Raw genomic sequence first — 12,904 nt, forward strand, 5'->3', positions numbered from 1 at the left:
TCAGGACTCCATCTGGCGGGTGCGCGGATCCAGCACCGCGTAGGCGATGTCGGCGACGATGTTCGCGACGAGAACGGTCAGGGTGATCACCAGGAACAGCCCCTGCATGAGCGGATAGTCCTTGGCCGACGTGGCATCCAGCAGCAGCTTCCCGACGCCCGGGTAGGAGAAGACCAGCTCCATGACGAGCGTGCCGCCGACGATGAACCCGAGCGAAAGCGCGAAGCTGGACAGCTGGGGGAGGACGGCGTTGCGAGCGGCGTAGGCCACGAGGACGCGGCGCGGCGCGAGGCCCTTCGCCTCGGCTACGGTGACGTAATCCTCATCCAGGACGGTGACCATCATGTTGCGCATGCCGAGCACCCAGCCGCCCAGCGAGGACACCACGATGGTGATCGCCGGCAGCGTGCCGTGCTGGATGACCTGTCCGATGAAATCGAGGTTGAATCCGGGAACCGAGCCCTTGTCGTAGGCGTGCGAGGCCGGGAACCAGCCGAGCCCGGTGGAGAACACGGCGATCACGATCAGGCCGAGCCAGAAGTACGGCACGGTCGAGAAGAACGTCGTGATCGGAACGACGATGTCCGCGCGGCTGCCGCGTCGCCACCCGATCCACGCACCCACGGCAGTACCGAGGAAGAACGAGATGACCGTCGCGATGCCGACGAGACCGATGGTCCAGGGCAGTGCCTGGCCGATGACCTGCGTGACGGGGGCCAGGCCGTTGGAGAACGACTGGCCGAGGTCGCCGTGCAGCAGCAGGTTCCAGTACTGGATGTACTGCTCGAACAGCGTCTTGTTGGTGTCCAAGCCGAACAGGATGCGGAGCGATTCCGCGGCCTCGGGGGAGATCCGGCCCTGGTTCTTGTTGATGTAGGTGGTGACCGGGTCACCCTTCATGAACCGGGGGAGGAAGAAGTTGAGGGTGATCGCCGCCCATGCGGTGAACAGGTAGAACGCGCCGCGGCGCAGGAAGAATCGCATCAGGCTCGGCCTCCGTCGGTTCCGGCGAAGTGCTTCTCGGGGTCGGGGGAAGCGTCCCGCAAGGCGCGGGTGTACTCGTCCTTCGGGTGCAGGATGACGTCGTCCGCGGGGCCGTGCTCCACGACGCGGCCGTGGTGAAGGACCATGATCTCGTCGCTGAAGTGTCGCGCGGTGGCGAGGTCGTGGGTGATGTAGAGGACCCCGAGGTCGGACTGGCGCTGCAGGTCGGCGAGGAGGTTCAGCACGCCCAGACGGATGGAGACATCGAGCATCGAGACGGGTTCGTCGGCGACCAGCAGTGACGGGCGTGACGCGAGCGCCCGAGCGATGGCGACCCGCTGGCGCTGACCGCCGGAGAGCTCGTGCGGACGCCGATCGATGGTCTGCGTCGGGTCGAGCTGGACGAGCTCGAGGAGACGGCGGACCTCGGCGTCGACCTCTCCGCGCGGCACGACGTGGTCCAGTTCCAACGGCCGCTCGATGTGGTGGCGAACCGTGTGATAGGGGTTGAGCGACGCGAAGGGATCCTGGAACACCATCCGCAACTGCTGGCGGTAGTGGCGCAGGCCGCGTCCGCGGCGGGGGATCGGCTTGCCGTCCAGGAGCACGTCGCCCGTGGTGGCGCGCTCGAGCTGAGTGAGGATCTTCGCGATCGTGGACTTGCCGCTGCCGGACTGGCCGACGAGGGCGATGGTCTGCCCGGACTTCAGAGTGAATGAGACGTCATCGAGCGCGAGCAGGGAACCGGAACCGCGGATGCGGTAGCGCTTGGTCAGGCCACGGACTTCAAGGGTCGTCATGCCTTCTTCTCCTCGCCGCGAAGGAATCCGCCGCGCTCGCCGGTGAGGGACGGGAACGATGACAACAGCTTCTGGGTGTAGGGGTGTGTGGGGTGGTGGTAGATGTTCGACGCGGTGTCGAGCTCGACGATCTCGCCGGCGCGCATCACCGCGATGCGGTCCGAGATCTCCAGCAGCAACGGCAGGTCGTGCGTGATGAAGATCACGGAGAAGCCGAACTGGTGACGAAGCTCCGAGATCTGCTCCAGGATCTCCCGCTGCACGAGCACATCGAGCGCCGTGGTGGGTTCATCCATGATCATCAGCTGGGGCTTGAGAGCCAGAGCCATCGCGATCATGACGCGCTGGCGCATGCCGCCGGAGAGTTCGTGCGGGTAGGACTTCAGGCGATTGGCGTCGATGCCCACGATCTGCAGGAGCTCCGCGGAAGCAGCGGTGCGCTCGGCACGCGACATCCCCGGGCGGTGCGCACTGAACACGTCGGCGAGCTGCTTGCCGATCTTCATGACCGGGTTGAGAGAGTTCATCGCGCCCTGGAAGACCATGGACGACTTGTCCCACCGGAACGCGCGGATCTGGCCGACGCTCAGCGTCCCGAGGTCGATGGTCTCGCCGTCGGCGTCGTGGAAAAGCGCCGTTCCGCCGGTGATCACCGCCGGGGCCTTCAGCAATCGCTGGATGCCGTAGGCGAGGGTGGTCTTGCCGCATCCGGATTCGCCGGCGAGACCGAGGATCTCACCGCGGTCGAGGTCGAAGGACACGCGTTTGACGGCTTGAACGGGAGGATCGACGTCGTAGGTGACGCTGAAATCGGACACGCTCAGGAGGGTGGAGGTTTCGGACACGCTGCTTCCCGGGGTCGAAGTGGACGGGTGGGGCGGGGCCGCGTGCGCGACCCCGCCCCGTGTCGTCAGTTGGCGGGCTTGAGCTTGGTCAGGATGTAGGCCACCGACGGCTTGGTCGGGTCGGCGGAGGCGTACGGGTCCTCATCCGTCGGCCAGCCGACATAGTTGCGCGTATTGTACTGCGCGATGTCGGGGCGGGCAGCGATCGGCATCGCCGGGACCTGGTCGACGTAGATCTTCTCGATCGTCGCCAGGGCACTGGTGCGGGCCGCCTCGTCGCTCGTCGAGGCGTACTCGGCGAGCGCCTTCGTGGCGTCCGCGTTCTGGAACTTGCCGAAGTTGTACTGCAGCTTGCCGTCCGCGGCGCCCGTGACCCACTTGCCGTCCATCTGGTCGCTGTAGAAGTCGTACGGCGTCGAACCGCTGTCGGTCCAGTGCAGTGCGGCGTCGAAGTTTCCGGTCTGGATGTTCTGCGTCCAGGTGTCGGCGTCCGGGGTGTCCGTCTTCGCCTCGACACCGATGGACTTCACGGCGTCGGCGATGAGGCTGATACCCGTGACGTAGTCCGTCCATCCCTGGGGAACGGTCAAGGTGAACGAGACGGCCTTGCCGGACGGGTCCTTGAGCTTGTCACCATCGAAGGTGTAACCGGCGTCCGTGAGCACCTTCTTGGCGCCGTTGACGTCGACCTTGAGGTCCTTGCCCTTGAAATCGCTCGCGACGAACGCATCGCCGGCCGGGCTCGGCAGTCCCGTGACGCTCTTCAGCGGGTCGACGCTGCCTTCGCGGGCGATGTCGACGTACTGTCCGCGGTCGATCACCATGTTCACGGCCTGGCGGAACGCGACGTTGTCGAACGGCGCCTTCGCGGTGTTCACGAACAGGGTGTCGATGCCGAGGTTGGCCGGTGCCCAGTAGACGTTGTGGTCCTTGTCCTTGTCCAGGTAGGCGCTCTGGCGGTTCGGGATGTTCGACTGCGCCCAGTCGACCTCACCGGTGGCGAGGGCGGTGGTCAGCGCCGTGTTGTCGTTGTAGGACGTGTAGAACAGCGTCGGCACGGCGAGCTTGCCGCCCCAGTAGTCGTCCCGTGCGGTCAGCTCGACGCTCTGGTTGGTGAACTGCTTGAGCTTGTAGGGGCCGGTTCCGACGGCGTCCTCGACGTTGTCCTTGGCCGGGTCCTTGACCTTTTCGAAGATGTGCTTCGCCACGATCTGGCGGTTGAGCACCTTCTCCTGCTTGACGAACATCGGGTCCGTGAAGGTGACCGTGACGGTGTCGCCGTCCGTGGCCACGGAGGCGACGCCGATGCCCTGCGTGTCGAGGCCGGGGACGTCCTTGAGCAGCTGGAAGGTGTACGCGATGTCGTCAGCGGTAAACTTCTCGCCGTCGTTCCACGTGACGCCGTCGCGCGCGACGATCTTGATCGACTTGTAGTCCTCAGCCCAGGTGAACTCCTTCGCCAGCCACGGCACCGGGGCTTCGCTCGGCTTGATGGCGTTCGTGATCGCGAGCGGCTCGTAGATGGCGTTCGTGTATCCGAGTTTGTTCGCCGAACCGTCGACGAACGGGTTGTTGTTCTCCGGCGGGATCGCGCCGTCCGGCTTGGCGACGGTGATCGACGCGCCGGCCTTCGGGCTCTTCGCATCGCCCGAGTCGCCGTTGCCACCGGAAGAACATCCGGTGAGCGCCGTGATCGAGAGCGCGACGATGATCGCTGCCCCCGTGAGAGTGGACTTCAGCCTCACTGCTGTCTCCTTCGTCGGGGTTCGGCGACTGCGCCGAACGCTCGGAGCGATGTGCTGGTGCCGTCATCGCTTGGTGGTTATCCTTACTCATGAGTAAGTAAGTTCGCAAATAACGATCCGGCCACGCAGTTTCACCCCGTGAGGTCACCGCCCGATGGTGGCGAGTGGGGCAGGATCTTCTCGAAGGTGAGGTGGGATCGGAACCATGGTGGACGTCAAGAAGGCTTCTGGCCCGCGCCCGGAAACGCTCGCGAAGCGGCGCGCGATTCTGGCGGCGGCGACCGATGTGTTCGGCAGCAAGGGATATGCGAACGGCACGCTCGCCGAGATCGCCGATCAGGTCGGCATGACCCACGCCGGGATCCTGCATCACTTCGGCTCCAAGGATCAGTTGCTGCTCGAGGTGCTGACCTACCGCGACGAGTCCGACGTCGACCACCTGGACGGGCGGCACATCCCCGGTGGCGCGGAGCTGTTCCGCCACCTGGTGCGCACGGCGGAGCTCAACGAGAACCGGGCGGGCATCGTCCAGGCCTTCGCCGTGCTCTCGGGGGAGTCGGTCACCGACGGACACCCGGCGCAGCAGTACTTCATCGAGCGGTACGACCGGCTGCGCGAGGACATCGCGTCGGCGTTCCGCGAGGTCTGCGCCCAGCGCGGTGTGTCCGAGCCTGCGCTCATCGATTCCGGTGCGGCGGCGATCGTCGCGGTCATGGACGGCCTGCAGGTGCAGTGGCTGCTCTCGCCCGGCGCGATCGAACTGGCCCGAACGACGCGCTTCGCGATCGAGGCCATCGTGTCGGCTGTGCTCGATCACACCCCGGCCGGCATCGACCCCTCGGTCTGACGACGCGCCCGAGCGAACTGCATTCGGCGTGAATTTCCGCGTGCCCGCGGCGGGATGCCGTAGCTCGCGGAGGACGGGCGTTCAGCCGCGGAATTCCGTCCGTTTCGACGGGGCGCACCTCGTCGTCGGCACCATCCCGGTGAGGTCGGCAGCGGTCGATTTCGGGTACTACCCCCATCCGGGGGTATAGCAGGAGTCTGAGAGTTTCCTACGATCGTCCGCAGTCGAGACGACGCCGTCTCGATGTCGATTCCGGCGACGACGCCGGTGCGACGAGGGCGAGGAGGCCTTTCTATGACGGAGACATTCCACCCGACACCCGGTGAGGAGTCGATCGACTACATCGAGGTCCAGACGAGCGCGCGCTTCGGTGAGCTGCGTCGTCGTCACCGGAGCTTCGTGTTCCCGCTGTTCGCGCTGTCGCTGGTGTTCTACCTGGTGTTCGTGCTGCTCGCCGGCTTCGCGCCCGAGTTCATGTCCATCCGCGTGTGGGGCTACATCAACATCGGCCTGCTGATGGGGCTGTTCCAGTTCGTGTGGACGTTCTTCGTGACCGGGCTGTACGTCTGGTACGCGAACCGGAAGCTGGACCCGGTCGCGACGGAGATCCGTGACGAACTCGAGGCGACGGAGGCTCGCGCATGAACGGGATTCTGGCGGCCGTGGAGCCCACGCAGGTGGAGAACAACCCGGTCCTGAACATGACCATCTTCGGCCTGTTCGTCGCGGTGACGCTGTTCATCGTGATCCGAGCGAGCCGCAACAACAAGTCGGCGGCGGACTACTACGCCGCCGGTCGCTCTTTCAGCGGCACCCAGAACGGGTTCGCGATCGCCGGTGATTACCTGTCGGCGGCGTCGTTCCTCGGAATCTGCGGCGCCATCGCGATCAACGGCTACGACGGGTTCCTCTACTCGATCGGCTTCCTGGTGGCGTGGATCTGCGCGCTGCTGCTGGTCGCCGAGCTGATGCGCAACACCGGCAAGTTCACGATGGCGGACGTGCTGTCCTTCCGCCTGAAGCAGGGTCCGGTCCGGATGGCCGCAGCCATCACGACGCTCGCCGTCTGCCTGTTCTACCTGCTCGCGCAGATGGCAGGTGCCGGTGGTCTGGTGTCGCTGCTGCTGGGCATCGATGACAAGGTCGGTCAGTCGATCGTCGTCGCGGTGGTCGGCGTCCTGATGATCATCTACGTCCTCGTGGGCGGTATGAAGGGCACCACCTGGGTGCAGATCGTCAAGGCGGCTCTGCTGATCGCCGGTGCGATCATCATGACGGTCTGGGTGCTCGCGCTGAACGGCTTCAACCTGAACACGCTGCTCGGTGCCGCGGTCGAGGCGTCCACCACGACGCCGCCGGACGCCATCCTCGACCCGGGTCTGCAGTACGGCCACAACCCGTGGGACTTCCTGTCGCTCGGTCTCGCGCTCGTGCTCGGCACCGCCGGTCTGCCGCACGTCCTGATGCGCTTCTACACGGTTCCGACCGCGAAGGAAGCCCGAAAGTCGGTGGTGTGGGCGATCATCCTGATCGGAATGTTCTACCTGCTCACGCTGGTGCTCGGCTACGGTGCCGGTGCGATCGTCGGTCCGGATGCCATCAAGAACGCGCCCGGTGGCGTGAACTCGGCGGCGCCGCTGCTCGCGAACGCGCTCGGTGGCCCGATCCTGCTCGGCCTGATCTCGGCGGTCGCGTTCGCGACGATCCTCGCCGTGGTCGCCGGTCTGACCATCACGGCGGCGGCGTCGTTCGCGCATGACATCTACGCGAACGTCATCAAGAAGGGCAAGACCCAGCCCGACGCCGAGGTCAAGATCGCCCGTCGCACGGTGATCGTGATCGGTGTGCTGGCCGTCGCCGGTGGTATCGGCGTGCAGGGCCAGAACGTGGCCTTCCTGGTCGCGCTCGCCTTCGCCGTCGCGGCTTCGGCCAACCTGCCGACGATCCTGTACTCGCTGTTCTGGAAGCGCTTCACCACGCGTGGCGCGGTCTGGAGCATGTACGGGGGGCTCGCCAGCGCGCTGATCCTCATCGTCCTGTCGCCGGTGTTCTCCGGCGCGGAGACGAGCATCTTCCCGAACGTGAACTTCGCGATCTGGCCGCTGAACAACCCGGGCATCGTGTCCATCCCGCTCGGATTCATCCTGGGCTGGCTGGGGTCGATCACCGACCGCCGTGCCGAGGACGCGCGCCTCGCGGCGGAGATGGAGGTCCGCTCGCTCACCGGTCACGGCGCCGAGGGTGCCATCGACCACTGATCCGTATCGGAACGAACGGCGGGCGGCGCAGTGAATGCGTCGCCCGCCGGCGTTCTAGAATGGACGGTGAACGGGTCGGCTGGACGGTCGCGTGGCGGGCAACCGCACCGAGGAACGTCCGGGCTCCGCAGGGCAGGGCGGTGGGTAACACCCACCCGGAGAAATCCGCGAGACAGTGCCACAGAGAGAAGACCGCCGGGACTCGTCCCGGTAAGGGTGAAAGGGTGGAGTAAGAGACCACCAGGGGCCGTGGTGACACGGTTCGCTCGGTAAACCTCGCCCGGAGCAAGACCAGACAGAGGATGTTGACGCGGCTCGCCGAGTCCTCGGGTAGGTCGCTGGAACGGCACGGCAACGTGTCGTCGAGAGAGATGGCCGTCGATGGGACTTCGGTCTCGGGACAGAACCCGGCGTACAGGCCGGCCCGTTCCCTGACGTGAGAAAGGCCCCGGCACTGCCGGGGCCTTTCGTCATCGGGTCATCAGTCGCCCGCGAGGCTCGCCGCGCCGATGATGCCGGCGAAGTTGCGGTGCACAGCCGGCACGATGGGCGTGTCGAGCTTGAGCAGCGGCAGGAATTCATCGGCATGCTTCGAGATGCCGCCGCCGACCACCAGGAGGTCGGGGGAGAAGAGGAACTCGACGAGCGAGTAGAACACCTGCAGACGCTTGGCCCACTTCTTGTAGGACAGCTCCTTGTCCTCCTTGACGGAGACCGCAGCGTACTTCTCGATGGACTTGCCCTTGTAGAGCAGGTGGCCGAGCTCGGTGTTCGGCACGAGCACGCCGTTGTACAGGAACGCGCTGCCGATGCCCGTCCCGAGAGTGGTGAGGATCGTCAGACCCGGCTTGCCCTTCGCGGCGCCGTATCGCACCTCGGCCACACCGGCGGCGTCGGCATCGTTGACGAAGTGGATGTCACGGCCCAGGCCCTTCTCGAAGAACTTCTCCGCCTCGAAGTCCTTCCAGTCCGCGGACACGTTCGAAGCGGACAGGGTGCGTCCGTTCTTCACGATGGCGGGGAAGTCGATTCCGATCGGCACGCGGTCTTCGGCGACGCCGAGGGTCGTGAGCACCTCTTGGACGGCGCCGAGAACATCCTGCGGCTTCGCCCCCGACGGTGTCGCCACCCGCACACGGTCGCCGATGAGCTCGCCCTTCGCGAGATCCACCAGACCCGCCTTGATTCCGGTTCCCCCGATGTCCACACCCACCGCACGTGCTGAAGTCATGGGGCCAGATTATCGGCTGGACGCGGACCGTGGTGCGCTGCGCGCGTTCCGCTTTCGCTTTGACCGGACTGTGGATGGTGGCGTTCCGCAGGACGGGTCGCGTTCTCGTCGGGCCGGGGTCTTCCGCCTAAGACGTGCGCGTGGGTGGGGACGTTGCGGACGCCGGGTCGCGTTCTCGTTGGGCCGGGGTCTTTCGCTTATGACGGGCCCTCGGGTGGGGACGTTCCGGACGTCGGCTCGCGTTCCGTGCCGCGTCAGGTCTTCCGCTTAAGACGGCCCCGCGGATGGGGACGTTCCGCTCGCCGGCTCGCGTTCCAAATCGGGGCCGCGGCGCTGGTCGTTCGGCGAGCGTCAGCGAGACGAAACGACGGTCAGTTGGTCGGCGGGATCGGGGGTGAGAGAAACCTCATCTCCACAGGCCGAAATCCATCCACAGCCTGGGATATTCAACGTCGAATGTCGGTGCCCCGGCGTAAAATATGGGTTATGAACACGACGATGGAACGGACCCGGGAAACGATGGCTCATGCCGTCGCCGACCTCCGCTCCATCCTGGTTTCCGGCACCCTCGACACGGCCGACCGGGACGATGTTCTCGGGTTCCTGATCGGAGTCGGCGATCTGTACCGGCAGGTCGAAGCCACCCTGGTGGTCGGCACCGGCGTCATCGAGAAGCGCTCCGCATCTGCAGAGCGCTTCGACGTTTCTTCCGACTGCCGTTCAGCGAATGAAGTGATGCAACGCACCACCGGTGCCGCACCCACCACCGTCAAGCGATGGAGCCGACTCGCGGCCGTCGTGAAGCCGAAGCGCACGCTCGCGTCGGGTGAGATCCGGCCGGCTGAGTTCCCCGCCCTCCGTGAAGCGCTCACCACCGGAGCCATCGGGGCGGACGGGCTCGAGGCCGCAACCCGGCCCCTGCGGGAGGTCAAGGACCGCGTCGACGCGGCCGACCTCGCGGAGGCCAATGAGGTTCTCGCCGCGATGACCACGACCACCGGTGCGCCGGTCATGTGCGACACCCTCCGGGACGCTTCCCTCCGCCTGGCCACCGACCTGGACATCACCGGTGCCGAGGCGGAAGAGGAGAAGGCGTTCCCGGGTCGGGCCTTGCGGCTCGGGGTCAAGCGGAACGGGCTCGTGCCGATCACCGGTCAGCTCGTCCCGGATGTCGCCGGTGCGCTCTCGGTGCTGCTGGATTCGATCAACAACCCGCACGGCCAGCCCGCGGGCGTGAAGTTCCGGCCCACCGACGAATCCGACGAGAACGCGGATGTGCGGACGATGGCGCAACGCAACCACGACGCCCTCGGCACGATCCTTGCCGCGGTCCCCAACGCTCCCGACATGCCGACGAACGGCGGCGGCGCACCCGTGCTGGTGATCCACGCGACGGAAGACACCGTTCGTGCCGGTGAGGGGTGGGCCACGATCCCCGGGGCAGATGCGACGGGCACGGATGTGCCGGTTCCGTTCGCCGCGGCGAAGCATGTCGGATGTTGTGGCACGATCCAGCACCTCACCACCGCCGCCAACGGACGGATCGTCAAGCTCACCATCGACAAGCGGGTGTTCAGCACTGACCAGCGGCGTGCGATCAGTGCCCGGGACCGGTCCTGCGTGATCCCGGGATGCCACACCCCGGCACGGTGGTGTGAAATCCACCACGTCACCGGATGGGCGCAAGGTGGTGAAACCGATGTCGATAACGGGGTGCTGATCTGCTGGCACCACCACCGATTCATCGACCGAATGGGCTGGGACATCCGGATGACAGAGGGCGTCCCCGAAGTGCGACCACCCGACTGGATCGACCCCACGAAGACCTGGCATTCGACCGGCCCACGGGCCGCGGGACTGCCGAAGCGGGGTGCGTGATGTCCGGGGAGAACTCCGCCTCCACCACGCCCACGGCGCGCCCCGCGACGTTTCGTTTCTCCGGCGCTGACCCAACGACCGAGAACGGGGTCGCCAACGGGATCGCGGCCGGTGACGGGGTAGCGACCCCAGGGGCGACCGGCGTTGGGATGCCGACCGGTCGGCCAATGCCCACCCCAGGAACGCGACCCGGCGACGGGAGCCGATCCGCGACGGGCGGTCTTAAGCCGAAAACGCAACCCCGCCGGAACCCTCAGCGCAGAACGCAGAGCAGCCACGGCACCCCGAGCGCATCCAGCGCAACCACCCCGACATCCGTGCGCCGACACGTGAACAGCACCACCCCGAAAACCCGTGTCGTCTTAAGCCGAAATGAACGCGACAAGGCTGGAACGAGAGCCGGCCACCTCCGCCACGCACGGGCCAACCTGTCGCAAAGAGGGCACTCGCGCAAAGACAGGGATCGCGACCGCGCGCCGACCAATGAAAAACAGCACCGCCCCCAAGAATCCGGGTCCTCTCGGCGAGAAGAGCGCGAGCACCAGAGCCAGTGCAGGTCCCCAGCAGCGCCCGCACGCGCCACGCGAACGGAGGAACCTGCCCGTGGCGAACATCCCGCCAAGCCGACACACCCTCGCTCGACCCGGCGAGCGCCCATAGGCTGGCCCTGAACGAAGGAGGACTCATGTCCGAGAAGGAATTCATCGACCCGTCCGACGACGACGCCTACTGGTACAACTCCGACACCGGCGAGGTCGAGCATGGTCGGATCTCGCCCGCACCGGAGCGTCTCGGCCCATTTGCGACCCGCGAGGAGGCGGAACGCGCGCCGGAGATCATCAAGGAGCGCTCCCGCGCCTGGGCCGACGAAGACGCCCGCGAAGACGACTGGGGCAAGGACTGACCGGGGCCGGTGACCGGGGCGGGCATCCCGCCCCGGTAGCCTGACAGAAGCACGACGAGAGGATCCGGATGGACAAGCAGCGCGACTTCGTTCTTCGCACCATCGAGGAGCGCGGGGTGAAGTTCGTCCGCCTCTGGTTCACGGACGTCACCGGCACCCTGAAGTCGGTCGCGCTCGCACCCGCAGAAGTCGAGGGAGCGTTCGCCGAGGGCCTCGGCTTCGACGGCTCCGCGATCGAAGGCCTCACGCGCACCTACGAGTCGGACCTGCTCGCGCAGCCGGACCCGTCCACCTTCCAGATCCTGCCGTGGCGCGGCGAGATCGACCCCACCGCCCGCATGTTCTGCGACCTGACGACGCCGGACGGACAGCCCGCCGTGGCCGACCCCCGCCACGTCCTCAAGCGCACGCTGGCGAAGGCCGCCGACCGCGGCTTCACCTTCTACACGCACCCCGAGGTCGAGTTCTACCTGCTCAAGTCCTCGCGCCTCGGGGCGAACGGCCAGCCGGAGCCGGTCGACTCCGCGGGCTACTTCGACAACGTCCCGGGCGGCACCGCCCACGACTTCCGCCGCCGCTCGGTCCGGATGCTCGAGGACATCGGCATCTCCGTCGAATACAGCCACCACGAGGGCGGCCCCGGCCAGAACGAGATCGACCTCCGCTACGCCGACGCGCTCGCCACCGCGGACAACATCATGACGTTCCGCACGGTCATCAAGGAGGTGGCGATCGAGCAGGGCGTCTACGCGACCTTCATGCCGAAGCCGCTGTCCGGCCAGCCCGGTTCCGGCATGCACACGCACATGTCGCTGTTCGAGGGCGACAGCAACGCGTTCTACGAAGAGGGCGCGGAGTACCAGCTCTCCCGCGTCGGACGCCAGTTCATCGCCGGTCTCCTCAAGCACGCCAACGAGATCACCGCCGTGACGAACCAGTTCGTCAACTCGTACAAGCGCCTCTGGGGCGGCGACGAGGCGCCGAGCTTCATCTGCTGGGGACGCAGCAACCGCTCCGCGCTCATCCGCATCCCGCTCTACAAGCCGAACAAGTCGCAGTCGACCCGCATCGAGTACCGCGCCCTCGACTCCGCGGCGAATCCGTACCTCGCTTACTCGCTCATGCTGGCCGCCGGCCTCAAGGGCATCGAAGAGGGCTACGAGCTCCCCCCGGAAGCGGAGGACAACGTCTGGTCGCTCACCGAGACCGAGCGCCGCGCCCTTGGCTACGCGCCGCTTCCGGCCAGCCTCGACCATGCTCTGGAGTACATGGCCGAGTCCGAGCTGGTCGCGGAGACGCTCGGCGAGCAGGTGTTCCAGTACTTCCTGAACAACAAGCGCAAGGAATGGGCCGACTACCGCGCCCAGGTGACGCCCTTCGAGCTGAATACCAACCTCGAGATGCTGTAGGTC

11 protein-coding genes and 1 other RNA gene are annotated in these 12,904 nt (G+C 66.5%); 7 read left to right on the forward strand and 5 right to left on the reverse strand.

From position 1 onward, the window contains the following. The 4 genes from BN1193_RS04155 to BN1193_RS04170 all read right to left on the reverse strand — a co-directional run bounded on the left by BN1193_RS04155 (position 1) and on the right by BN1193_RS04170 (position 4,374). Entirely contained in the window at positions 1 to 984 is a 984-nt protein-coding gene (locus BN1193_RS04155; protein ID WP_040164277.1) for an ABC transporter permease, read from the reverse strand. Continuing rightward, a complete protein-coding gene (locus BN1193_RS04160) occupies positions 984 to 1,784 on the reverse strand; it encodes an ABC transporter ATP-binding protein (RefSeq protein WP_040164278.1) in 801 nt (266 codons plus the stop codon). The genes BN1193_RS04155 and BN1193_RS04160 overlap by 1 nt, the downstream gene beginning before the upstream one ends. Further along, on the reverse strand, positions 1,781 to 2,629 hold the full coding sequence (locus tag BN1193_RS04165; protein WP_040164279.1) for an ABC transporter ATP-binding protein: 849 nt from the start codon (positions 2,627 to 2,629) through the stop codon (positions 1,781 to 1,783). The genes BN1193_RS04160 and BN1193_RS04165 overlap by 4 nt, the downstream gene beginning before the upstream one ends. 65 nt (positions 2,630 to 2,694) lie before the next feature. Then, positions 2,695 to 4,374: an ABC transporter substrate-binding protein gene (locus BN1193_RS04170; protein WP_040164280.1), complete on the reverse strand. Its 1,680-nt coding sequence runs from the start codon at positions 4,372 to 4,374 to the stop codon at positions 2,695 to 2,697. 205 nt (positions 4,375 to 4,579) lie between these two features. Between BN1193_RS04170 and BN1193_RS04175 the strand changes: the two genes are divergently transcribed. From BN1193_RS04175 to rnpB, 4 genes are all read left to right on the forward strand, one after another. Beyond that, the gene (locus tag BN1193_RS04175) at positions 4,580 to 5,221 is read left to right on the forward strand and encodes a TetR/AcrR family transcriptional regulator (protein ID WP_040164282.1); all 642 of its coding nucleotides are present in this window, start codon (positions 4,580 to 4,582) and stop codon (positions 5,219 to 5,221) included. Between the two features lie 294 nt (positions 5,222 to 5,515). Continuing rightward, a complete protein-coding gene (locus BN1193_RS04180) occupies positions 5,516 to 5,866 on the forward strand; it encodes a DUF485 domain-containing protein (protein WP_040164283.1) in 351 nt (116 codons plus the stop codon). After that, positions 5,863 to 7,479 carry a solute symporter family protein gene (locus BN1193_RS04185; RefSeq protein WP_040164285.1) on the forward strand — a complete coding sequence of 539 codons (1,617 nt, stop codon included), beginning with the start codon at positions 5,863 to 5,865 and terminating at the stop codon, positions 7,477 to 7,479. Before BN1193_RS04180 ends, BN1193_RS04185 begins: the two co-directional genes overlap by 4 nt. A 71-nt stretch (positions 7,480 to 7,550) precedes the next feature. Next, positions 7,551 to 7,910, forward strand: an RNA gene (rnpB, locus tag BN1193_RS04190) — RNase P RNA component class A. A gap of 50 nt (positions 7,911 to 7,960) precedes the next feature. Here rnpB and ppgK read toward each other — a convergent pair. Continuing rightward, positions 7,961 to 8,710: a polyphosphate--glucose phosphotransferase gene (ppgK, locus tag BN1193_RS04195; RefSeq protein WP_040164287.1), complete on the reverse strand. Its 750-nt coding sequence runs from the start codon at positions 8,708 to 8,710 to the stop codon at positions 7,961 to 7,963. A gap of 486 nt (positions 8,711 to 9,196) precedes the next feature. Here ppgK and BN1193_RS04200 point away from each other — a divergent pair, with 486 nt between their 5' ends. From BN1193_RS04200 to glnA, 3 genes are all read left to right on the forward strand, one after another. After that, the gene (locus BN1193_RS04200) at positions 9,197 to 10,588 is read left to right on the forward strand and encodes an HNH endonuclease signature motif containing protein (protein ID WP_040164288.1); all 1,392 of its coding nucleotides are present in this window, start codon (positions 9,197 to 9,199) and stop codon (positions 10,586 to 10,588) included. Positions 10,589 to 11,273: 685 nt separating this feature from the next. Beyond that, complete coding sequence (locus tag BN1193_RS04205) at positions 11,274 to 11,492, forward strand: hypothetical protein (protein WP_040164289.1); 219 nt, start codon at positions 11,274 to 11,276, stop codon at positions 11,490 to 11,492. Between the two features lie 68 nt (positions 11,493 to 11,560). Next, on the forward strand, positions 11,561 to 12,901 hold the full coding sequence (gene glnA, locus BN1193_RS04210; protein ID WP_040164290.1) for a type I glutamate--ammonia ligase: 1,341 nt from the start codon (positions 11,561 to 11,563) through the stop codon (positions 12,899 to 12,901). Positions 12,902 to 12,904: the final 3 nt, after the last annotated feature.

The sequence above is a fragment of the Microbacterium gorillae genome (genome assembly GCF_000826185.2).
Taxonomy (GTDB): domain Bacteria; phylum Actinomycetota; class Actinomycetes; order Actinomycetales; family Microbacteriaceae; genus Microbacterium; species Microbacterium gorillae.